Source organism: Sphingomonas sp. (assembly GCF_035910975.1).
In the GTDB taxonomy this organism is placed as follows: Bacteria; Pseudomonadota; Alphaproteobacteria; order Sphingomonadales; family Sphingomonadaceae; genus Sphingomonas.
The window spans coordinates 178,969-202,303 of the sequence record NZ_JAMHWM010000026.1 but is presented as its reverse complement, the minus strand read 5'-3'; the positions used below and the strand labels follow the sequence as shown (position 1 = coordinate 202,303).

Below are 23,335 nucleotides of genomic sequence, written 5' to 3'. Positions count from 1 at the left end.
TTCGCGGCTTTGACGGTTCAGTCAGGAGTTATCCCAGATGAAGATTGTCCTCGCGGCCATGCTGGCCGCGGCGTCCTGCGCAGGGATCGCGCAGGCGCAGACGCCACCCCCAACCGCGGCGGGTGACGTCCTTACGCTCGATCAGGCACTGGCCGAGGCCGGATCGCCGGGTGCCGCGATCGCTGAAGCCGGCGTCCGCGCGGCCCAGGCCGGGCGCACGATCGCCGGCTTGCGGCCCAACCCGACGTTGAATGTAGAGGCCGAGAATGTGCTCGGCACCGGGCCATATCGCGGACTCGACGAATCCGAGACGACGGTCGGATTCGCGCTGCCGTTCGAACTCGGCGGCAAGCGCCCGGCTCGGATCGCCGTGTCGAATGCCGAGCTGATACGCGCCGAGACACAGCAGGCGATCGCCGCGCAGGATCTGCGGCTCGCGGTGACGCAGACCTATGTCCGCTCGATCGCCGCCGACCGGCACCTGGCGGTCGCCGAAAGCCAGGTCGGGGTGACGACAGAAAACCTGCGCGTCGCCCATGACCGCGTGATGGTCGGCGCCAATTCCCCGATCGACCAGCAACGCGCGCAGCTGCAACAACTGAACGCCCAGGCCGAATTGGAGCAGGCACGCCGCGCGGCCGATGCGGCGCGGATGGCGCTCGCGCGGTTTATCGGCCGCACGTTGGCCCAACCTCTCGACGGCGCGTGGTTCGACCGGGCGGCATCCCATGGCCCACAGCCCGCCGCCAGCGCGGAGGGTACGCTGTCGCCCGCCGTCGCGCGGGCCGATGTGGCGGCTGCCGAAGCGCGGGTGCGACTGGCGCGCAGCCAGCGCGTCCCCGATCTGACGCTCAGCGCCGGTACGCGGCGGATCGGAGCGACCAACGATCGGGCGATGGTCTTCGGCGTGTCGGTGCCGCTGCCGGTCTTCAACAACGGCCGGGCCGGCGTCGCGCAGGCGATCGCAGAGCGCGACCGGGCCGATGCGCAGCGGCGAATGACGCTGTTCGAGGCGGAACGGGAGATCGCTCAGGCAGTCGCCGACCGGGACCGTGCGGCGGTGGCGGCGCGATCGTCCAGGCCATCGCTCGACGCGGCGATCGAAGCCGCGCGGATCGCGCGGATCGGATATGGCGAGGGAAAGTTCGACCAGATGGTGCTGCTCGATACCGAGCGTACGCTGCTCGATACCCGCCGCGCCGCGATCGACGCGCTGGCCAGCTATCACGAAGCCGAGGCGCGCCTCGCCCGGCTGACCGCCCCGGCACCGATGCCGGCGGCTAGGGGGAATTGACGATGACGACGCTCATGTTTCGGGCAGCAGCCCCACTCGCCCTGGCGATGCTGCTTCCCGCTTGCGGCGGTGACCAGGCCGGCACCGTCAACACGGCCGGCCCGGAAGAAACCGCCGCCAGGGACGCGGACGGGGATGCAGGCCATGGCGACCAAAACGGCCATCAGGACGAAGAAGGCGTAGTGATACTCTCCGCCCAGCAAATCCGCTCATCGGGGATCGAGATCGTTCGGCCGACGATCGGCGGCAGCGGCACGCTGACGCTGCCGGCGACGATCGACGGCGATCCGCAGGGCACGCAGGTCGTGTCGGCGGCGATCGGCGGGCGTGTGGTCGCGCTCAATCGCAACCTGGGCGATCCGGTATCGCGCGGCCAGGTGCTGGCGGTGATCGAGAGCCGCGAGGCCGCGTCGCTGAAGGCCGAGGTGGAAGCATCGCGCGCGCGACTGGCGCTGGCGCAGTCGAACCTGGCGCGCGAGGAGCGGCTGTTCGGCTTGCGCGTCTCGCCCGAACGCGATGTGATCGCGGCGCGCACCGCCGCGACCGAAGCCCGGATCGCGCATCGCCTGGCACAGCAACAGGTCGCGGCAGCGGGCGTCGGTGGCGGCGCGCTGAACCGTGTCGGCATCACCGCGCCGATCGCCGGCCGCGTAACGGCACGTTCCGTCACGCTGGGCCAGACCGTCACAGCGGACGCCGAGCTGTACCGCGTGTCGAACCTGGCGCGCGTTGCAGTCACAGTGTCGCTGTCGCCGGACGACGCCTCGCGCATATCGACCGGAACGGCGGTGGAAATCAGCTCCGGCGGCCGACGCACGACCGCGCGGATCAGCTTCGTGTCGCCGGTCCTCGACGAAACAACGCGACTGGTGACGACGATCGCGCTGATCGACAACCGCGCCGGGCTGTGGCGCGTCGGGGAGGCGGTCGGCGCGGTCATCAGGCTGGGCGGCGAAGGCGCGCGCAGCGTCACCGTGCCGTCCGGTGCGGTGCAGACGATCGAGAATCGTCCGGCCGTATTCGTGCGCACGGGCACGGGCTTCAGGGTCACCCCGGTCACGATCGGGTCGCGCGGCAGCGGGGCGGTGACGATCACCGCCGGGCTGGACGGCGGCGAGGAGATCGCCGCCGCCAACAGCTTCATCCTCAAGGCGGAGCTCGGCAAGGGCGAAGCGGAACATGGGCACTGAGCCATGATCGAACGGATCGTAACATTCGCCGTCGAGCGGCGCTGGCTGGTGCTGCTCCTCACGCTGATCGCCGCGGTGATCGGTGCCGTCTCGCTGAGCCGGCTGCCGATCGATGCCGTCCCCGACATCACCAACAATCAGGTCCAGATCAACGTCCGCGCACCCGCGCTGTCACCCGATCTGATCGAAAAACAGGTCTCCTTCCCGATCGAGACCGCGCTGGCGGGCATTCCGGGGCTGGAAGACACGCGGTCGCTGAGCCGCAACGGCTTTGCCCAGATCACCGCCGTTTTTAGCGACAAGACAGACATCTACTTCGCCCGCGCGCAGATTGCCGAGCGATTGCGCAGCGCCGAGGAAAACCTGCCCGACGGTGCGGTGACGGAACTCGGGCCGATCGCCACCGGGCTGGGCGAAGTCTATATGTGGACGGTGCGCATGGCGCACCGCGCCGAGGACAGCCACCGTCCCGGCGAACCGGGCCTGCAACCCGACGGCAGCTATGTCACGCCCGAAGGCGAACGGCTGACCACCGAAAAGGACAAGGCCACCTACCTGCGCACGGCGCAGGACTGGATCGTCTCGCCGCTGCTCAAATCCGTGCCGGGCGTCGCCGGGATCGACACGATCGGCGGCTATGTGAAGCAGTTCCAGGTGGTGCCGGACGTCCAGCGGCTTGCGGCGATCAAGCTCAGCCTGGCGGATCTCGCCACCGCGCTGGAGGCCGGCAATCGCGGGATCGGCGCAAGCGTGATCAACCGCAACGGCGAAGCGCTGTCGGTGCGATCCGACGCACGCGTCGCAAATGCGCAGCAACTCGCCGAAACCGTGATCGCGACTCGCGGGGGCGTACCCATCCTGCTGAACCAGGTCGCTGCCGTGCGTACCGGCCAGGAAGTCCGCATGGGCTCCGGCTCTGAAAACGGCAGCGAGGTGGTGATCGGCACCGCGATCATGCGGATCGGGGAGAACAGTCGCAACGTGGCTTCGGCCGTCGCCGGGCGGCTGACCGAGATCAACGCTTCGCTGCCGACAGACATCATCATCGAACCGGTGCTCGATCGCACCGCGCTGGTCAATTCGACCATCGCCACCGTGGTCAAGAACCTTGGCGAAGGCGCGCTGCTCGTCATCGTCGTGCTGTTCCTGCTGCTCGGCAATTTCCGCGCGGCGCTGATCGCGGCACTGGTGATCCCGATCACCATGCTGATGACCGGTTTTGGCATGTTGCAGGCCGGCGTGTCGGCGAACCTGATGAGCCTGGGCGCGCTGGATTTCGGCCTGATCGTCGATGGCGCGGTCATCATCGTCGAGAACGCGCTGCGCCGGATCGCCGACAGGCAGCATCATCACGGCCGCACGCTGACGGTAGAGGAACGGCTGGCGGTGGTCGCCGCCGCGGCGCGGGAGATGATCCGCCCGACCGTCTATGGCCAGGCGATCATCATCCTGGTCTATGTCCCGGTGCTCACCCTGTCGGGCGTCGAGGGCAAGACGTTCACCCCGATGGCGGTCACGGTCATCCTCGCGCTGGCCGCCGCGTTCGTGCTGTCGCTCACCTTCGTCCCGGCGATGCTGGCGATCTGGCTGTCGAAGCCGGTCGAGGAAAAGGAAGGCCGGGTCATCGCATGGCTGAAGCGGCACTATGAGCCCGGACTTGACCGGGCGATGCGTCGTCCTACCGCCACGATCGGCGCGGCGATCGGCGCATTCCTGATCGCGATCGGCGCCTATACCGCCCTTGGCCAGGAGTTCCTGCCGCAACTCGATGAGGGCGATGTGCTGATGCATGCGATCCGCGTGCCCGGCACATCGATCGATCAGGCGCAAGCGATGCAACTCCAGGTCGAACGCGCGGTCGCCAGGCTGCCGGAAGTGCGGGTGGTGTTCTCCAAGATCGGCACCGCCGACCTCGCCGGTGATCCGATGCCACCCAATCTGGCGGACACCTTCATCATCCTGAAACCGCGCAGGGAATGGCCGAACCCGCGCCTTGCCAAGGCCGATCTGCTGGAGCGGATGGAAGCGGAGGTCAGCAAGCTGCCGGGCAACAGTTACGAGTTCACCCAGCCGATCCAGATGCGCTTCAACGAACTGACCGCGGGCGTTCGCAGCGACATCGCGGTCAAGGTCTTCGGCGAGGACAGCGACACGATGAATGCCACCGCCGAAAGGATCGCGGCCGCGCTGCGCGCAACGCAAGGTGCGACCGACGTCCGCGTCGAGCAAACCGAGGGGTTGCCGATGCTCGACATCAGGCCGCGCCGCGACGCGATGGCCCGGCTGGGGATCACGGCGGCAACGATGCAGGATATCGTCGCGGCCGCGATCGGCGGGCGCGATGCCGGCCTGATCTTCGAAGGCGACCGGCGCTTCGCCGTGACGATCCGGCTGGGCGATGAAACGCGCGCCGATTTCGATGCGCTCGGCCAGGTTCCGGTGCCGACCGCCGATGGCGCGTTCGTGCCGCTGGGCAGCGTCGCGGACATCGCGGTCAGTTCGGGCCTGAACCAGATCAGTCGCGAAAACGGCAAGCGACGGGTGGTCGTGCAGGCCAACGTCCGCGGTCGGGACATCTCCGGCGTGGTCGCGGACGCACAGGCTACGATCGCCGAAACGGTCCGATTGCCCGCGGGCATGTATCTGGAATGGGGCGGCCAGTTCGAAAATCTCGCGTCGGCGCGGGACCGGCTGGCACTGGTGGTGCCGGCGTGCTTCGCGCTGATCCTGCTGCTGCTCTATGGAGCGCTGGGCAGCGTGCGCGATACCGCGATCGTCTTCACCGGTGTTCCGCTCGCGCTGGTCGGCGGCGTGCTCGCGCTGTTCCTGCGCGGCATGCCGTTCTCGATCTCGGCGGCGGTCGGCTTCATCGCCCTGTCGGGCATCGCGGTGCTGAACGGACTGGTGATGGTGACGTCGATCCAGGACCTGATAAATCGCGGGATGGCCAGGGCAACGGCGGCGCGCGAAGGCGCTCTGGCGCGACTGAGGCCCGTGGTGATGACCGCGCTGGTTGCCTCGTTCGGTTTCGTGCCGATGGCAATCGCGACCGGTGCCGGTGCCGAGGTGCAGAAGCCGATCGCGACGGTAGTTATCGGCGGGCTGATCTCGGCCACGCTGCTCACGCTGTTCGTCCTGCCGACACTGTACGCCCGCTACGGACGACGAGAGGGGAATGCGGAGCTGACAGGATGATCCGCGTCTAGAGGGTTCCGTCGATGGCGCTGCCGCCTCCGCAACCGCATGGCCGCGTACCCGACTGGCATGCGGGCGTGCGCGTGCCGGGACGGGGGCCTCGCGACGGCGGCCTCCCTGTCCTGTGTCCGTGACGCGCGCTCATTTCCGGAGTGGAGGCCGACCCCTTGATGGGATGGACAGGGGAGGCGGAAGCAGTTTTCTGAAGAGCGGATTATCGGCTTCCCGAAGGAGACCGAGGCGGGCGCGGTGGTGATGTCGGAGCTGTGCCGCAAGCACGGGATGTCGAGCGCGACCGACGTCACCCCTGCAGCATGCGCCGCCGAACTCGAACCGTAACGGGCAGGGTTGACCCCGCGCGCCGTTGCCTGGATCACGCCGTCGAGCGACCGGCGCGTCAGCCGTCCCCGCGCCGGGCGGCCTCGATCGCGGCGACGTCGATCCTGCGCATCGTCATCATCGCGGCGAAGGCGCGCTTCGCTTCCTCACCGCCGGCGTTCAGCGCGTCTAGCATCGTGCGCGGGGTGATCTGCCACGAATAGCCCCAGCGATCCTTGCACCAGCCGCATTCGCTTTCCGAACCGCCGCCGTCCACGATCGCGTTCCAGTAGCGATCGGTCTCCGCCTGATCCTCGGTCACCACCATGAAGCTGACCGATTCGTTGGGCTTGAACATCGGACCCCCGTTGAGCCCCGAAAAGGCGCGGCCGAGCACGGTGAAATCGACCGTGATCTCTACCCCCGCCGCGCCGCCGCCAGGGAAGTCGGTGGGTGCGGCCGCCGCGCTGCCGACATGGCTGTCGGGGAAGGTGGCGGCATAGAATTCGGCGGCCTTGCGCGCTTCGCCGTGATCGAACCACAGCACCGTCGTCAGCTTGTCGGGCATCCTGTGTCTCCTCAATCGTCCGTGGCGTCGCCGGGGCCGACCACGCCGAACATCACGCCCTGCGGATCGCTGGCGACGATGATGCGGTCGCCGCCGGGCACTTCGGCCGGGCCGTAATGGACGGTGCCGCCGCCGGCCGATACCCTGGCGGCCGCGGCCTCGATATCGGGGGCGCGGAAGTAGAATTGCCATGCCGGCGGCGGACTGCCTTCCGGCGCGGTCATCGTCGCGCCGATCGTCTCGCCGGCCGCCTCGACGAACACATAATCGCCCATCGCGCCCATCGGCATCTTGTCGGGGTACTGCCAGCCGAACAGGTCGGCGTAGAACGCCTGGGCATCGGCCTGGTCGGAGGTGTTGAGCTCGTTCCAGTTGCACTTGCCCATCGCCATCCGGCCCCAGGCGGTGCTCGACTCCGGACTCGACCCGCGCATGATGTAGAAGGGCACGCCCTGACGGTCGGCGACCATCGCCGCGCGGCCGGCGCCGGGGATATCGAACGGCGCCATGTGGATGGTGCCGCCGGCCGCCTTGAGCCGCTCGGCCGTCGCATCGACATCATCGACGCCGATGTAGAACAGCCAGCCCGGCTTCGCGCCGCCGGCCTGCATCTCGGACGTCAGCGGCATCATCCCGCCGACGAAATCGCCGGGCGAGACCGCGATCATCCGGTAATCCATCCCCGGCTGGTCGCTCCTGTCGGAAATCGCCCAGCCGATCACGTCGTCGTAGAACGCCTTGGACGCGGTGGGGTCGGCGGTCAGCAGCTCGTACCAGATCGGCGTGCCGTGCGGGTTGCTCATGACGCGCGCTCCTTACTTGTCGAGGATGGGCAGAAAACCGCCCCAGAACATCCGCTTGCCGTCGAACGGCATGTCGCCGGGCGGTTTCATCCGTTCGTCGGCCATCACCTTGGCCCAGCCCGCGTCGCGCGCGGCCTTGTCGGGCCATTCGATCCACGAATAGACGACATTCTCGTCGCCTTCGGCCTTCACCGCGCGCTTGTAGTCGGTGACCTTGCCGTCGAGCACGTCGTCGCCCCAGCCCTCGACGACACGCACCGCGCCATATTCCTGGAAGATCCCGGCCGCATGCTGGGCCATCTCGCGATAGGCTTCCTTCTTCGCCGGCCGCACCGGCGCGACGAAGCCGTCGATATAGCCGCCGCGCCCCGATCCTTCGTCGACGATCGATGTGAAGCCCGAGATGATCATGCGCTTGCCGTCGAACGGCATCTCGGTCTTGCTCATCCTGTCCATCTCGGGATCGGCCATCATCCGGGCGACGCCGGCATCGCGCGCGGCTCGATCGGGATATTCGAACCAGCTGAAGACGATGCTCTCGTCCTCGTTCGCCTGCACCGCCTTGCGGAAATCGGTGACCTTGCCGTCGGGCACGTCGTCTTCCCAGGTCTCGACGACGCGGCGGACGCCGCAGCGGTCGAACATCGGCTGGAATTCCCCGGCGTGCCGGACATATTCCTCCTTTTTGGCGGTGGGCACCGCCAGCACGAAGCCTTCGACGTAGGTCATGCCTTCTCTCCTTTTTCGTTCTTCGCGAGAAACCGGGCGAACTCCGCCGGACGCTCACCCGTCTGACCGGCGCGCAGGCCGGCCAGCGCGCGGACGGCCACCGTCATCCCGAACGCCGCTACGCCCATAAGGATGCGGCGCGACGCACACATCTCAGGCGTCCCGCGCGCCGCCGCCGGCCAAGGCCGCTATCGCCGCGTCGATACCCATTCAGCTCGGCTCGAAGAGATGGCCGTCAGGCCCCTCGAAGCCGCAGCCGTCCACGAAGCCCATGTCCTGCACCGGCAGGTTCACGAAAATCATCCTGGTCATGTCACGACTCCTTGAAAGCGACTCCTTTGCAGCGTAACTGAACTTGATAGTTACAAAATACAACCATGAAGTTAGAAAAAGTAACCAAATGCGCCCGGACAGGCTGAAACGGCGATACGACGATGCCTGCGCGGCAACGCACGGGATGGACATCATCGGCGAGCGCTGGGCGCTGCCGATCATGCGCGAACTGATGCTCGGCCCGCGACGGTTCGGCGAACTGCGTCGCAGCCTGCCCGCGCTCAGCGCCAATATCCTCACCCAGCGGCTTGAGGGGCTGGAGGAGGCGGGGATCGTCCTGCGCACCAGGCTGCCGCCGCCGGCCAGCGTGCAGGTCTATGCCCTGACCGAATGGGGGCAACAGGCCGGGCCGGTGTTCCAGGCGCTGGGGCGCTGGGCGGCGCGTTCGCCGCTCCATGATCCGACGAAGCCGTTCAGCCCGGTCTCGTTGATGCTGTCGCTCAGGACGATGATCGACGTGGGCGCCGCCGGCGATATGGTCGCGCGGCTGGGGTTCCGCTTCGGCGACGAGGAGTTTCACTGGACGATCGATCACGGCGCTATCGCACTCGGCCGTGGCCTGCCCCCCGATCCGCACATTGTATTCGGTGGCGAGCCCGGAGCGGTCGCCGCGCTGGTCTATGCCGGCGTGCCGATCGATGCGCTGGAGGCGGACGGCAAGCTGACGGTCGCGGGCGACCGCGATCTCGCCTGCCGCCTGCGCGACTATTTTCCCATGCCGGACAAGGCCGCGCTCACTTGAAGCGCGCGTGCGTTGGAGTAAGGCGACGCGCGAAAGGCTCCCGATGACCGACATCCCCAACACCCAGCCAGACAGCCGCGAGACGACGGTGCTCGACGCGCCGGACAAGAGCGTGAAGGTGCGCGATCTCTTCGGCATCGACATCGACATGGAATGCCCCGCGTTCAGCGAGGCGGACGAGCGCGTCCCGGATCTCGACCCCGCCTATGTGTTCGATCCCGATACCACGCTCGCAATCCTCGCCGGCTTCGCGCACAACCGGCGGGTGATGGTGCAGGGCTATCACGGCACCGGCAAGTCGACCCATATCGAGCAGGTCGCGGCGCGCCTCAACTGGCCGTGCATCCGCATCAACCTCGACGCGCACATCAGTCGCATCGACCTGATCGGCCGCGACGCGATCGTGCTGAAGGACGGCAAGCAGGTCACCGAATTTCGCGAGGGCCTGCTGCCGTGGGCGCTGCAGACCCCGACCGCGCTGGTGTTCGACGAATATGACGCCGGCCGCCCCGACGTGATGTTCGTGATCCAGCGCGTGCTGGAGACCGAGGGCAAGCTGACGCTGCTCGACCAGAACCGGGTGATCCGCCCGAACCCGTGGTTCCGCCTGTTCGCCACCGCAAACACGGTCGGGCTGGGCGACACCAGCGGCCTCTATCACGGCACCCAGCAGATCAACCAGGGCCAGATGGACCGCTGGAACATCGTCGTCGGGCTGAACTACCTGCCCGCCACCACCGAGGCACAGATCGTGCTCGCCAAATCGGGCGAATATGACAAGCCCGGCGGCAAGGAGGCGGTGGAGAACATGGTCCGTGTCGCCGATCTGACGCGGCGCGGCTTCATCAACGGCGACATTTCGACGGTAATGAGCCCGCGCACCGTCATCACCTGGGCGCAGAACGCGCTGATCTTCAACGACGTCGGCTTCGCCTTCCGCCTCTCGTTCCTCAACAAGTGCGACGAGGCGGAGAAGCCGCTGGTGGCCGAATATTACCAGCGCGTGTTTGGAAAGGACCTGCCGGAGAGCGTGGTGGCGAAGGCCTGATTCGTCAGATCAGTCCCTCGACATCGCTGATCGGAAGGCGGCGTCGCGACGTCCCGGCACCGGCCGCGGCGCTCGTTTCGCCGCGCCCTTCCCGGCCACGCACCGTTCGCATCACGCCCGCCAGCCGGAAACCCGCGACCAGCAGCAGGATCAACGCCGTGGCGGCGCCCAGCGCGCGGTTGTCGAGCTGGAACAAGCTCCCGTCGGCGGGAGATGGTGCCTCGTCGGCTTCCGCCGACGCATCGCTACCGATCGTGACCGGCTGACCCCGCGCCGGGGCGGTCGCCTCGGCACCGCCGGCCCATGACAGGGGTTTTGCCGATGCCGACGGTGTCGCCCCCTCGGGCTCGATCGGGGCGGGCTGGCCCTGATCGCGGCGCACATAATGGGCGGCCAGCGGATCCTCGCCGATGTTTTGAGCGATAAGGGTCAACGTCTGGTCGCTGACCGGAAGATAGCGGTCGTCAAAGAACAGGACGTAGCTTCCCGCCCGATAGGCATCGACCGTGACGGTACCGTCCGGGCGGACGGGATAGCGATATCCCAGATCGAGATCACGACCGGCCCGGCGATAGGGCGGTGCGTCCGGGAGATCGAAGATCGGCTCGATCCGTTCGTCCGCCGCGCGATGCGCCATCTTGTTCGTCTGCGCTCCCGCCGTCGCGGCGTGCAAGGTGATGAACGCGACCAGCAGAGCGATCGGAGTGGCAACGCGGATCATGGGCGCCTTATCGCACCGATATGGTCAACAACGCGCTAACGGCGGGCGGTTCGTATCGAGGTCCATTGATTTCGCGCGGCCTCGCGGTCACATGCCGATGCAGCGATGGCTTCCGAAACACCCCTCGACCGCTTCAAGTCCGTACTCGCCGGCGCGTCGCGTGCGCTGGCCGGGCGGGGTGATATCGAGCTCGCCTTCACGGCCGACGCGCCGACCCAGGCGGGGCGGCACCTGAAGGTGCCGATGCCGGCGCGCACGCTGCCACCGGATCAGGTCGCCGAGGCCCGCGGCTTCGCCGATGGTTTTTCGCTGCGGCTCAAGCACCATGATGCCGCGCTGCATGCGAGGGGCGCGCCACATGAGGCGGTGGCGCGCGCCGTGTTCGACGCGGTGGAGACCGCGCGGGTCGAGGCGCTGGGATCAAAGGGATATGCCGGCGTCGCCGACAACCTCGATCACGCGCTGACGATGCGGATGAGGTCCGATCCGATCGCCCGCGCGCGTTCGGCCGACGAGGTGCCGCTGTCGAGCGCGATCGGGTTGCTGGTGCGCGAGCGGCTGACGGGACGCGAGGCGCCGGCGTCCGCTGCGACCGGCCTGGCGCTGGTCCGTGACTGGATCGAGGAGAAGGGCGGCGGCGATCTCGATGCGCTGGGCCTGGCGGTCGACGACCAGCAGGCGTTCGCACGCCTGGTCGGGAAGCTGCTCGAGGACCTCGAACTCGTCGAGGGGGAGATGCTGCCCAACGAGGACGACGACGGCGGCAGCGACGACGAGGGGACCGAGGAGCAGCAGCAGGACGAGAGCGAGGAAGGTGACGAGGCCGGCGACACCGGCGAGGGCCAGGTCGATGCGCGCGGCGAGGCGCGCGATAGCGACACCGACGACGGCGAAGGCACCGAACAGGGCGAGGACAGCCTGGACGACATGGACGGCGAACCCGGCGACGAGGGCGAGGAGGGCATGATGCCCGTCCGCCCCAACCGGCCGTTCAGCGATTTGTCGCCGCAGTTCGACTACAAGGCCTTCACCCGCGCGTTCGACGAGGAGATCGCCGCGACCGACCTGTGCGACGAGGAGGAACTCGATCGGCTGCGGGCCTATCTCGACCAGCAGCTCGTCCATTTGCAGGGCGTTGCGACCAAGCTCGCCAACCGGCTCCAGCGCCGGCTGATGGCCCAGCAGTCGCGATCGTGGGATTTCGATCAGGACGAAGGCATCCTCGATGCCGCCCGGCTGGCGCGCGTCGTCGTCAATCCGATGCTGTCGCTGAGCTACAAGATCGAGCGCGACACCGAATTCAAGGACACGATCGTCACGATCCTGATCGACAATTCGGGATCCATGCGCGGGCGACCGATCAGCATCGCGGCGATCAGTGCCGACATCCTTGCGCGCACGCTGGAGCGGGTCGGCGTCAAGACCGAGATCCTGGGCTTCACCACCCGCGCGTGGAAAGGTGGCCAGGCGCGCGAGGCCTGGCTGGCCGCCGGCCGCCCGCCGCAGCCCGGCCGGCTCAACGACATCCGCCATATCGTCTACAAGCAGGCCGACGAGCCATGGCGCCGCGCCAAGCGCTCGCTCGGGCTGATGATGCGCGAGGGGCTGCTGAAGGAGAATATCGACGGTGAGGCGCTGCTTTGGGCGCACAGCCGGCTGATCGGACGGCCCGAGGACCGCAAGATCCTGATGGTCATTTCCGATGGCGCGCCGGTCGATGATTCGACGCTCAGCGTGAACAGCGGCAGCTACCTCGAACGCCATCTGCGGCAGGTGATCGGCTGGATCGAGGGGCGCTCGCCGGTGGAACTGGTCGCGATCGGCATCGGCCACGATGTGACGCGCTATTACGAGCGCGCGGTGACGATCATGGACGCCGAGCAGTTGGCGGGCACGATGATCGAGCAGCTCGCCGGGCTGTTCGACGAGAAGTCGTGATCGGCGCGCCTTCCCCGGACGGAAGGACGTGGTGACGATCGCGGCTCCGCCCGGAGGCTTCACCGGGCCGGTCAAGCGATCGGTCACCATCGCCGGGCACCAGACGTCGATCAGCCTTGAACCCGTTTTCTGGGCGGCGCTGGAGGATGCCGCGCGGCGCCACCGCCTCCCGCTCAACGCCCTGATCGCCAGCATCGACGTCCTGCGCATCACTGCGGACGATCCCCCGAACCTCGCCAGCGCGTTGCGCACCTGGCTGCTCGCGCAACAATTGTTACAGACGCCAGATATTGATGAGAATCTCTCGCAATAGCCTTGACGGTGCGAACGACTCTCAATAGCAGGCCCTCGATTCAATCCTCGGGGGAACCGTTCCGTGACACGCGCATCCGCAAGCTTTCTTGCCCTTTCGGCCGTCGGTTTCATCGCCAGCGCGCCCGCCAACGCCAGTGACACGCCCAACCAGGGCGGCGGCACGCCCCAGACCCAGGCGCAGGAACGCGGCAGCGACAGTCGCCGCGACGTGATCGTCACCGGCATGCGCGATGCCGAGGTGGAAAGCCCCAAGGCCACGGCGCCGCTGCTCGACACACCGCAGACGATCACCGTCATTTCCGACCAGACGCTCCGGAAACAGAACCTGCTGACGCTGCGCGACGCGCTTCAGACGATCCCGGGGATTACTTTCGGCGCCGGTGAAGGCGGCGGCGGTTACGGCGATTCGATCAACCTGCGCGGCTACAGCGCGAACAACGACCTGACCGTCGACGGCCTGCGCGACAGCGCGCAGTACAGCCGCACCGATCCGTTCAACCTGCAGCAGATCGAAGTCTATAACGGCGCCAACTCCGCTTCCAGCGGCGCCGGCTCGCTGGGTGGCACGATCAACATGGTGTCGAAGGTGCCGCAGGCGCGCGACCTGACGATCGTCTCGGGCGGCGTCGGGACCGACAACTATTATCGCGGCACGATCGATGCCAATCACCGCGTCAACGATCTGCTCGCGGTGCGGCTGAACGCAATGATCCACCGCAACGACGTGCCGGGCCGCGATATCGAGCAATACAAGCGCTGGGGCGTGGCACCGTCGGTGACGATCGGCGTCGAAGGGCCGACCAGTCTGACGCTGGGCTATGTTCACCAGAAGGACGAGAACACGCCGGTCTATGGGGTGCCCTATTACGCGATCATCGGCGGACCGGTGCCCGGCGTCGATGACAGCGACTATTTCGGTACCGTCAACACCGATCACCAGGATTCGACGATCGACCGATTGTCGGCCACCTTCCGCCACCAGTTCAGCGACGGCGTGTCGCTGCGCAATCTGACCCGCTGGCAGCGCGTCGTGCAGAACACCGCGACCAGCGCGCCGCAGGGCACCTATTGCCTAGCGAACGGCCAGACCCCGCTCGGTGTCGCGTGCCCCGCCGGGCAGAACGTGCCGGGGACCTATTATCCCAGCGGTCCGCGCGGTTTCGTGCGAAATCAGATGAACAGCCTGCTGGTCAACCAACTCGACCTGCGCATCGTTTCGGGCGAGAGGGGGCGCATCCACAACACGCTGGCGGTCGGAGCCTCGGCATCGAACGAGGACTATGAACTCGATACCGGCAACCTGTTCCGCAATGCCGGCGGCGCTCTGCCCAACCCGGTGATCGCGCCGGTCTCGATCGCCAATCCCGACACCACCTATGCCGGCCCGATCAACTTTATCCGTTCCGGCAAATCCTACGGCGATACCGACAATTTCGCGGTCTATGCCTTCGACACGCTGGAACTGGGCTCGATGTTCGAGCTGAACGGCGGTGCGCGCTGGGAAAAGGTCAGGACGCGTTTCCGTGCCGATACCTTCACCACCCCGGCGACGGGCTCCGTATACGCGCGCGGCGCTGACCAGTTGAGCGACGAGGAGCTGTTCTCCTACCGTGTCGGCGCGGTCTTCAAGCCTTCGGCCACCACGGCGCTCTACATCGCGCACGGCACCACCAGGACACCGGGTGCGGCCAGCGTGCGGGCCGGCTGCGGCACGGTCATCGCCGGCACCACCCTCGATCCGTGCGACGTGCCTCCCGAAAAGGGTCGCAGCTTCGAGATCGGCGCCAAGGCCGACCTGTTCGATCGCCACCTCCAGCTGACCGCCGCCGTGTTCCGCAACGAACGCACCAATTACCGTGTCGCGACCAACGACCCGGTGGTCACCACCCTGCCGGTCACCGACGGGCGCAGCCGGGTCGACGGCATTGCGCTGGGCGTATCGGGCAACATCACCAAGGCCTGGTCGATCTTCGCCAACTACACCTACCTCGACGGCGAGGTGATCCAGAGCGTGTCGAACTACTGCCTAGCCAATCCGGGGCCGCGCACGGTGGGTACGACGGTGAGCAGTCCGTGCGGCAATTCCACCGCCATCCCCGATCCCCAGGCCGGCCAGCGTCTGGGCAACACGCCGCGCCATTCGGGCAGCCTGTTCACCACCTACACGCTGCCGTTCGGGCTGCAGTTCGGCTACGGCCTGACCTATCAGGGCAGCTTCACGCTCAACAACTCGGCGCTGGTGACGCCGCTGGCGCCCACCACCGCGCTGACGCCGGTGTTCGCGAGCAAGGCCTACACCACGCACCGCGCGTTCCTTTCCTATGAAGTGATGCAGGGCCTCACCGCCCAGTTGAACGTCCAGAACCTCACCAACGCGCGCTATTTCACCGGCATCCGCAACAACGGCTGGGCGGTGCCCGGAGAGAAGCGGTCGGCGGTGCTGAGCCTCTACTACAGCTTCTGATCCCGGCTGGCCGGGGTCCGTCGTCGCGGGCCCCGATCCGCGCGGGTTCGCCTTGCCCGGTTCCCGCCGTGGTCTAAGGGTGTCCGGCATGGTGCGCGACACGATCCCGCCCGGACAGACCGCCGCGTCGCGCGCCTTCTTCCAGAGCGAGGCGGCGGGCGGTGTCGTGCTGATGGCGGCGGCGGCGGTGGCGATGATCGTCGCCAACACGGTCGCGCTGTCGGGTTTCTACGACGCCGCCCTGCACTACGCGACCGGGCCGGTGCTCAACCCCAAGCTTGGCCCGATGACGATCCATCTGTGGATCAACGACGGGCTGATGGCGATCTTCTTCCTGCTCGTCGGGCTGGAGATCAAGCGCGAGGTTACCGGCGGGCGGCTGTCGACGCCCGATGCCCGGCGGCTGCCGGTGATCGCCGCGATCGCCGGCATGGCGGTGCCGGCGCTCATCTATCTCGCGGTGACGCAGGGGACACCGGGGCTGACGCGCGGCTGGGCGATCCCCGCGGCGACCGATATCGCGTTTGCGATCGGTGTGCTGGCCCTGCTCGGCAGTCGCGCACCGCCCGCGCTGAAGCTGTTCCTGACGACGGTGGCGATCGTCGACGACATGGGCGCGGTGGCGATCATCGCGGTCGCCTATACCGATTCGATCAACGTCGCGGCGCTCGCCGGCGCGGCGGTGGTTGTCGGACTGATGTACGTGCTGAACCGGCGCGGCGTGCGCAGCCTGTGGCCGTACATGGCGGGCTTCGCGCTGCTGTGGCTGCTGACGCTGATGTCGGGCGTGCACGCGACGATCGCCGGCGTGATGACGGCGATGCTGGTGCCGGCCGGCGCGCCGCTCGAACGGCTGGAACACCGGCTGAATCCGTGGGTTGCCTTCCTTATCGTCCCCCTGTTCGGCTTCGCCAACGCGGGCGTCCGGCTGTTCGGCATGAGCCTGGAGACGCTCGCGGAGCCGGTGGTCCTGGGGATCGCCGCCGGGCTGGTCGTCGGCAAGCAGCTCGGCATTTTCGGGGCGATCTGGATCGCGGTGAAGGCGGGTATCGCGCCGCGACCCACCGGCGCCGGCTGGGCGCAGATCTACGGCGTGTCGGCGGTGGCGGGGATTGGCTTCACGATGAGCCTGTTCATCGGCGCGCTCGCCTTTCCCGGCGATCCGCTGCTCGCCGACCGCGTGAAGCTGGGGGTATTGGCGGGATCATTGCTGTCGGGCGCGATCGGCTATCTGGTACTGCGGTTCGCACATCGAAGGACCGCCGATGCGTAGCTTTTTCGACCCGCGCCAGCTCGCCCATGCGCCATCGCGCGAGTTCCACAACGGCGGCTGGAGCGCCTATGCCGAGGTGCCGGCGCGGGCCGAGGCGATCCTGGCGGCGATCGGCGGGACCGAACGGCCGGCCGACCACGGCGAGACCCCGATTGCCCGCGTCCATGCCGCCGCCTATCTCGACTATCTGAAGACCGCACCCGCGCGCTGGCTGGCTGACGGGCGCGAGGGCGACGTGATCGGCTACACCTGGCCGGCGGTACGGCGCCGGCCGCTGCGGCTCGACCGGATCGACGCGCTGGCCGGCTGGTACAGCATCGACGCGGCGACGCCACTGACCGCCGACAGCTGGACGTCGGCCTATTGGAGCGTGCAGTCGGGTCTGTCCGCGCTCGACGCCGTACTGGCGGGCGACCGCGCCGCCTTCGCGCTGTGCCGGCCGCCGGGGCATCATGCCGGCGCCGACTATTGCGGCGGCTATTGCCATCTCAACACCGCCGCGATCGTCGCCCAGGCCGCGCGCGATGGCGGCGTGGCGCGCGTCGCGATCCTCGACATCGACTATCACCACGGCAACGGCACGCAGGATATCTTCTGGACGCGCGGCGACGTGTTCTACGCCTCGATCCACGCCGATCCCGCCACCGACTATCCGTTCTACTGGGGACATGCGGACGAGGCGGGCGAGGGCGAGGGTGCCGGTACGACGCTGAACCTGCCGCTCGCGCAGGGGACGACGCTGGCGCCGTTCCGCGCGGCGCAGGCGCGGGCGCTCGACGCCATCGCGGCGTTCGGCGTGGAAATAGTCGTCGTCAGCTTCGGCGCCGACACCTGGGAAGGCGATCCGATCAGCGCGTTCCGCCTGCGCACGCCCGACTATGCGATACTGGCCGGCGACATCGCCGCGCGCGGCCTGCCCTGCGTCGTCCTGATGGAGGGCGGCTATGCGGTAAGCGCGCTCGGCGCCAATGTCGCGAGCTTCCTCGACGGGTTCTGAGGCGCCGTGTTACTCGCGGTTTGTCGCGTCAATCGGCGGCAGCCCCTTCATCGACGCGGCGACCCCTTCCACCGCCTCCATCGCGCGCAGCACATTGCCCGAGGTCAGCCCGGCGAGATCGGCATCGCTCCACCCGCGCCGCGCCAGTTCGGCGAGCACCAGTGGATAGCTGTCGACGCCGGTCATCCCTTCCGGCGACGTGCCGCTGATGCCATCATAGTCGCCGCCGAAGCCGACTGCGCCCTTGCCGGCGACCTTCGCGATATGTTCGGCATGGTCGGCCACCGCCTTAACATCGACCAGCGGCATCGGGTTGGCGCGCACCCATTCGACCAGCGGTGCGGGCCCGCGCGGGCCATAGACATCCGATGATACGCCAGCCGACCTTGCAAAGGCGCGGCGGCGGTTGTCCCAGTCGCTCCAGTCCTTCGACAGGAAGGCGGGGTAGAAATTGAGCATTACCACGCCGCCCGCCCGGCCGATCCGCGCCAGCAGCGCGTCGGAGATGTTGCGCGGCCGGTCCGCGAGCGCGCGGGCGTTGGAATGGCTGGCGATCACCGGCGCCTTCGACACGTCGAGCGCGGCGGCCATCGTCGCGTCGGACACGTGGCTGACATCGACGATCATGCCGACGCGGTTCATTTCCTGGACGACCTTGCGCCCGAAATCGCTGAGCCCGCCCGAGCGCGGCGCGTCGGTCGAGCTGTCGGCCCAGTCGAGGCTGCGGCCATGGGTCAGCGTCATGTAGCCGACGCCCAGTTCCTTCATCTGGCGCAGCACGGACAGGCGGCCGTCGATCGAATGGCCGCCCTCGATGCCCAGCAGCGACGCGACCTTGCCGGCCTTTGCGATGCGGCGCACGTCGGCGGCGGTCGTCGCCATTTCGAACGCCTGCGGATTGGCGGCGACGAAGCGACGGGCGATGTCGATCTGCTCGATCGTCATCTCCACCGCCCGCGGGCCGGTCGTGGTGGCGGGGATGTACACCGACCAGAACTGTCCGCCGACGCCGCCTTTCTTCAGGCGCGGGATATCGGTCTGCATCGGGAAGGGCAGGGCGGCTGTGTTCTTTGTCAGGTCGATGCTCTCGACCCTGGATTCGTGCCGTTCGCGGATTTCCCAGGGGAGGTCGTTGTGTCCGTCGATCACCGGCGCCGTCTGGAGCACGCGCGCCACGCGAGACGTGATCGCCGGATCGGCGGCCTGCGGCGTGGCGAGAAGAAGGGCGAGGACGATCACCGGCAGGCTCCCGAAGAATTATTGCGTCGCCGACGGAACTAGCCGCGACGGGCCGGCGTTGATACCCCGCTTGAACGAAAGAACGAGCGATTTGAACGACCGGAAGCCTCGTGCGGACGATCGTTCTTGGGGAGCCCCGCCGCGAAAGCGACGGGGCTTACCTGTTTCTACGGACCGGGGTGCGCGTATCCGGCCCCGGTTCGCCAACGTAAGCGGGTCTGTCAGACGGACGAGGCAGCGAGCCGAAAGCTGTGACAGGAGCGGCGGAAGCGACGGAGATCGAGCGCCAAGCCCAATGGCAAAATGGCGTTTTCGTAGTGTGCCATGGGCCACGAAGGCGCGGCTTTGGAAAGCGATTTCACCAGGAAGCGTGATAGGTCAGCCGCGCTGGCCGGGCAGCGAAATCTTGCCGCCTGAGATCCCGCCCTACCTGCCTGACGTGCATCCGATGGAGACCAGCTCGCGTCCGACTGACAGCGCCGATCGATAGCCTGACGCCACCCTGATCGCTCTGAAGACGGACGGGCCGACGCCGGTATGACCATGCGGGGTGGCCGAAGGCTTGTTTGTGATTTGTTCATCGAGATGCGGTGTCACACCCTGCGAATAGATCGCCAAAATCCGGACGGCAGAGCCAGGCCGGTTCACCCGCAACCCGATCCACCAGATGACAGGGCTGAACAGCTAGCGGCCACCATAGCGCAGGCCGATCCAGAGCGTGCGCGGAGTCGCGCGTTCGACCACGCCGGCGCCGTTGATCCCCGCTTCCACACGAGCGTCGGCCAGATTTTCGGCGCGGGCCTCCAGCACCAGCGTCGGCATGAGAGGCAGGGCGGCGGACGCATCAAGGGTGGTCGCGGCGGCCAGGCGGCGCAGATTCTGGTCGTCCTCGAACTGCGCGGCGACATGGCGCAGCGTCACCGAGGCCGCCGCCACATCGCGCCGCCAGCCGAGGGTCGCGGACAGCTGATCCCGCGGCGTCTGCGCCGGGGCGAGACGATCGAGCGCGGCGGCCGATCCCGTCGCCTCGACGCGCGACACGACATGGCTCCATGAAGCGCGGACGAAAACGGGCCCGCGACCGGCTTCCGCATCGAATTCTATCCCGCGGGCGCGGATCGCATCGAGGTTCTGCCGTACCCGGTAGACACCGCCTGCCGCGATGAAGCCGACACCGGGGAAGCTGCCGGGTCCGCTGCCCGCCGCGACATTGGCGACGGCATCCGTCAGCCGATTGTCGAATGCGGTCACGGCGAGGGTGACGCCGCCCGCCGGACGCCAGCGTGCGCCGGCTTCATAGCCGGCCAGCCGTTCGGGCGCGAGCAACGGGTTGGCGGCTGTCGCGTCGGCGCCGACGCGAAACGGGCGATAGAGTTCGTTGAGCGTCGGCAGCCGCCAGCCGCGATAGACAGCCGCGCGCAGCTGGAGCGTGGGCAGCGCGGCCCAGGCCGCGCCGATCCGCCCGCTCGCCTCGTTGCCGCTCCGGTCGGCGAACCGCAGATCGCTCGTCGGGGCACCACCGGCAAGCGGATATTCGGCGAGCGTTCCGTCGGCGATGCGCCAGCGGTCGAGCCGGGCGCCGAGCGTGAGGGTCAGGGTGCCCACTTCCAGGGCGGCATCGGCGAAGGCGCCGATCGTCCGACTGGCTCCGCCCGTCGCGCGCCGCCGGGTCGGCTGGCCCGCGACGAAGCTGTAGAGCTCCTGCGTCCGCCCCTCGACCGCGCGCACATCGGCGCCGAACCGCAGCGACACGTCGCCCCCGACCGGCGGCGATGCCTCGATCCGCGCGCCGAGCCCGGTTGCGGGGGTGTTATACTGGTCGAGTGTCCGGGTCGCGACGGTGCGCGCCGCGTCGACACCGGCAAAGCTGGAGGCGAAGGCACGGGTCTGGATATAGCCGAGCGCCGACCATTTCCACGTGCCGCGCCCGACGAGGCGCAGGCTGGCGTCGGCGCCCTCGCTGCGATTGACGGTGAAATCGGTGCCGCGATCGCGCCGGTCGGTGAAGGCCGACACATTGGCCTGAAGCTCGGTCGAACGACCGACACCGATCACGCCGCGCGCCGCGACCGACGCTTGCTCATAAGGCGCGGCGCGGTCGGCCAGGCCACGGTTTTCGGCGATGACCGGCACAAAGCCTTCCCCGCGGGCGTAGGCGGCGGACAGGGTGGCGAACCCGCCGGATTCGATCAGCGCGGTGCTCCCCTGCCCCTCGAACGCGGCGCGGCCGCCATAGGCGAGGCGCGCGGTCAGCGGCGTCAATTGAGCAGCGCTCGCGCTTTCCAGCTCGATCGTCCCGGCGAGCGCGCCGGGGCCGTGATATCCGCTGCCGCCGCCCCGCGTCACCCGCACGCTTCCCAGCCGGTCGGTGGCATAGGCGGGGAAGGCGACCCAGCCGCCGAACGGATCGGCCTGGGGCACACCGTCGAGGATCAGCAGTGCCCGGCTGGAGGCATTGCCGCCGATACCGCGCAGCGACAGCCCCTGGCTGGTCGGATTGGCGCTGCGTGAATCGGACCGACGGAACTGCTGGAGCCCGGCGACGTCGGCAAGGACGCTTTCGAGCCGGGCGGCGGCACTGGCGGCGATGCGATCACGGTCGATCGTCACCACCGCGCCAGTGCGGTCACCCGGAGCGGGATCGAGCCCGCGACCGGTGACGACGACTTCCGCCACCGGCTCCTGCGCCATGGCAGGCGACGCGAGCAGCGCGAGCCCGCCCAGTACACCCGCCAAACGGCCAACCCGCCGGCCACGATCGCTTGCAGACTGGTCGCTATCGTTGAAGCGAGAACAGATGTCAGCTCGTGTGGCAGGCCGGGCAACAATAGGCACAGCCATTGGCTGTGCTGTACGTTCGCCTGGCCTCGGTAACCGCCGGCCAGCAGGATGCGAAATCACCGAGATATTTCGCATCACCCGGCATGTAGCCGCATCCGCTGACATGCACCTCATGGTCACCATTCGTCTGCGCGCGGTTGTTCACATAATAGTCGGCCATGATCGTCCTCCTTTCGAGAGAGGGGATCATGGCCCGACCCTATCCGTCCAGACCGAACGCATCCGATCCGGTGCCAATCCAGGGTAGCGGATCGGGCCGCTTACTCGGCCGCCACGCCCGCCTGCGCGAACATGTCGCCCTCGCCATCCTCGCCGGCATCCTCGTTAGCGGCGGGCGCGGCCTTGGCCTTCTGGCGCTTGTCGAAGCTCGACCACACCTCGTTCCACTGGCCCCGCGTCGCGCCCTTCGAATATTCGGTCGCGCGCTGTTCGAAGAAATTGGCGTGCTCGACGCCGTTGAGCAGCGGTGCGAGCCAGGGCAGCGGGTGTTCCTTGATCATGAACATCGGCTTCAGCCCCAGTTGCCCCAGCCGCCAGTCGGCGATGTAGCGGATGTAGCGCTTGATCTCGTCGGGGCTCATGCCGTTGACCGGGCCCTGTTCGAACGCCAGGTCGATGAAGGCATCCTCCAGGTCCACCGTCGTGTGGCACATGTCGCGAATGTCCTTCTTGACCGATGCGGTCAGACAGTCACGCTCCTTCACGAAGGTGTGGAACAGCTTGATGATGCCTTCGCAGTGCAGGCTTTCGTCGCGCACCGACCAGGACACGATCTGGCCCATCCCTTTCATCTTGTTGAAGCGGGGGAAGTTCATCAGCATCGCGAACGACGCGAACAGCTGAAGCCCCTCGGTGAAGCCGCCGAACATCGCCAGCGTCTTTGCGATATCCTCGTCATTGTCGACGCCGAAGGTCTGCAGATAGTCGTGCTTGTCCTTCATCTCGGTATATTCGAGGAACATGCCATATTCGCTCTCGGGCATGCCGATGGTGTCGAGCAGGTGGCTGTAGGCGGCGATGTGCACCGTCTCCATGTTCGAGAAGGCGGCGAGCATCATCTTGATCTCGGTCGGCTTGAACACGCGGCCGTATTTCTCGTGGTAGCAATCCTGCACCTCGACATCGGCCTGGGTGAAGAAGCGAAAGATCTGGGTGAGCAAATTGCGCTCGTGATCGGTCAGCTTCTGCGCCCAGTCACGGCAATCCTCGCCCAGCGGCACCTCCTCGGGCATCCAGTGGATCTGCTGCTGGCGCTTCCAGAATTCATACGCCCAGGGATATTCGAAGGGCTTGTAGGTCTTGCGGGCGGAGAGGAGGGACATTGAGG

18 protein-coding genes and 2 pseudogenes are annotated in these 23,335 nt (G+C 67.6%); 11 read left to right on the top strand and 9 right to left on the bottom strand.

Annotated features, from left to right (window positions below):
- Positions 1-37 precede the first annotated feature (37 nt).
- The 4 genes and pseudogenes from VYI76_RS05495 to VYI76_RS05480 all read left to right on the top strand — a co-directional run.
- Entirely contained in the window at positions 38-1,294 is a 1,257-nt protein-coding gene (locus VYI76_RS05495) for a TolC family protein (protein WP_326523755.1), read from the top strand.
- Between the two features lie 2 nt (positions 1,295-1,296).
- Complete coding sequence (locus tag VYI76_RS05490) at positions 1,297-2,484, top strand: efflux RND transporter periplasmic adaptor subunit (RefSeq protein WP_326523754.1); 1,188 nt, start codon at positions 1,297-1,299, stop codon at positions 2,482-2,484.
- A 3-nt stretch (positions 2,485-2,487) separates the two neighbouring features.
- Complete coding sequence (locus VYI76_RS05485) at positions 2,488-5,679, top strand: efflux RND transporter permease subunit (protein ID WP_326523753.1); 3,192 nt, start codon at positions 2,488-2,490, stop codon at positions 5,677-5,679.
- Between the two features lie 195 nt (positions 5,680-5,874).
- A pseudogene (locus tag VYI76_RS05480) lies at positions 5,875-6,018 on the top strand (hypothetical protein); the annotation flags it as partial.
- Positions 6,019-6,076: 58 nt separating this feature from the next.
- On the opposite strand, the gene VYI76_RS05475 reads toward VYI76_RS05480, so the two are convergent.
- The 4 genes and pseudogenes from VYI76_RS05475 to VYI76_RS05460 all read right to left on the bottom strand — a co-directional run.
- Entirely contained in the window at positions 6,077-6,565 is a 489-nt protein-coding gene (locus VYI76_RS05475; protein ID WP_326523752.1) for a VOC family protein, read from the bottom strand.
- 11 nt (positions 6,566-6,576) lie between these two features.
- On the bottom strand, positions 6,577-7,368 hold the full coding sequence (locus VYI76_RS05470; protein ID WP_326523751.1) for a VOC family protein: 792 nt from the start codon (positions 7,366-7,368) through the stop codon (positions 6,577-6,579).
- 12 nt (positions 7,369-7,380) lie between these two features.
- Positions 7,381-7,779, bottom strand: a complete 399-nt coding sequence (locus VYI76_RS05465) for a DUF1428 domain-containing protein (protein ID WP_326523896.1) — start codon at positions 7,777-7,779, stop codon at positions 7,381-7,383.
- An 18-nt stretch (positions 7,780-7,797) separates the two neighbouring features.
- A pseudogene (locus VYI76_RS05460) lies at positions 7,798-8,097 on the bottom strand (DUF1428 domain-containing protein); the annotation flags it as partial.
- Between the two features lie 400 nt (positions 8,098-8,497).
- Here VYI76_RS05460 and VYI76_RS05455 point away from each other — a divergent pair.
- Positions 8,498-9,172 carry a winged helix-turn-helix transcriptional regulator gene (locus tag VYI76_RS05455; RefSeq protein WP_326523750.1) on the top strand — a complete coding sequence of 225 codons (675 nt, stop codon included), beginning with the start codon at positions 8,498-8,500 and terminating at the stop codon, positions 9,170-9,172.
- 43 nt (positions 9,173-9,215) lie between these two features.
- Positions 9,216-10,220 carry a cobaltochelatase subunit CobS gene (gene cobS / locus VYI76_RS05450; protein ID WP_326523749.1) on the top strand — a complete coding sequence of 335 codons (1,005 nt, stop codon included), beginning with the start codon at positions 9,216-9,218 and terminating at the stop codon, positions 10,218-10,220.
- A 4-nt stretch (positions 10,221-10,224) separates the two neighbouring features.
- On the opposite strand, the gene VYI76_RS05445 is transcribed toward cobS, so the two are convergent.
- The gene (locus VYI76_RS05445; protein ID WP_326523748.1) at positions 10,225-10,941 is read right to left on the bottom strand and encodes a hypothetical protein; all 717 of its coding nucleotides are present in this window, start codon (positions 10,939-10,941) and stop codon (positions 10,225-10,227) included.
- A gap of 105 nt (positions 10,942-11,046) precedes the next feature.
- Here VYI76_RS05445 and cobT point away from each other — a divergent pair, with 105 nt between their 5' ends.
- The 5 genes from cobT (at position 11,047) to VYI76_RS05420 (ending at position 17,928) form a co-directional block, all read left to right on the top strand.
- Positions 11,047-12,879, top strand: a complete 1,833-nt coding sequence (gene cobT / locus VYI76_RS05440; protein ID WP_326523747.1) for a cobaltochelatase subunit CobT — start codon at positions 11,047-11,049, stop codon at positions 12,877-12,879.
- A 28-nt stretch (positions 12,880-12,907) separates the two neighbouring features.
- Positions 12,908-13,192, top strand: coding sequence for a ribbon-helix-helix domain-containing protein (locus VYI76_RS05435; protein ID WP_326523746.1), 285 nt, complete (start codon positions 12,908-12,910; stop codon positions 13,190-13,192).
- Positions 13,193-13,255: 63 nt separating this feature from the next.
- A complete protein-coding gene (locus tag VYI76_RS05430; RefSeq protein WP_326523745.1) occupies positions 13,256-15,658 on the top strand; it encodes a TonB-dependent receptor in 2,403 nt (800 codons plus the stop codon).
- An 88-nt stretch (positions 15,659-15,746) separates the two neighbouring features.
- Positions 15,747-16,931 (top strand): Na+/H+ antiporter NhaA, encoded by a 1,185-nt coding sequence (gene nhaA / locus VYI76_RS05425; RefSeq protein WP_326523744.1) that lies wholly within the window; start codon positions 15,747-15,749, stop codon positions 16,929-16,931.
- Positions 16,924-17,928: a histone deacetylase family protein gene (locus VYI76_RS05420; RefSeq protein ID WP_326523743.1), complete on the top strand. Its 1,005-nt coding sequence runs from the start codon at positions 16,924-16,926 to the stop codon at positions 17,926-17,928. The genes nhaA and VYI76_RS05420 overlap by 8 nt, the downstream gene beginning before the upstream one ends.
- Before the next feature lie 9 nt (positions 17,929-17,937).
- Here the strand turns inward: VYI76_RS05420 and VYI76_RS05415 are convergent, their stop codons facing one another.
- The 4 genes from VYI76_RS05415 to VYI76_RS05400 form a co-directional block, all read right to left on the bottom strand.
- Entirely contained in the window at positions 17,938-19,167 is a 1,230-nt protein-coding gene (locus tag VYI76_RS05415; protein ID WP_326523742.1) for a dipeptidase, read from the bottom strand.
- Positions 19,168-19,851: 684 nt separating this feature from the next.
- Complete coding sequence (locus VYI76_RS05410) at positions 19,852-21,858, bottom strand: TonB-dependent receptor (protein WP_326523895.1); 2,007 nt, start codon at positions 21,856-21,858, stop codon at positions 19,852-19,854.
- Between the two features lie 109 nt (positions 21,859-21,967).
- Positions 21,968-22,168, bottom strand: coding sequence for a hypothetical protein (locus tag VYI76_RS05405; RefSeq protein WP_326523741.1), 201 nt, complete (start codon positions 22,166-22,168; stop codon positions 21,968-21,970).
- Between the two features lie 100 nt (positions 22,169-22,268).
- Positions 22,269-23,330, bottom strand: coding sequence for a ribonucleotide-diphosphate reductase subunit beta (locus tag VYI76_RS05400; RefSeq protein WP_326523740.1), 1,062 nt, complete (start codon positions 23,328-23,330; stop codon positions 22,269-22,271).
- Positions 23,331-23,335 lie beyond the last annotated feature (5 nt).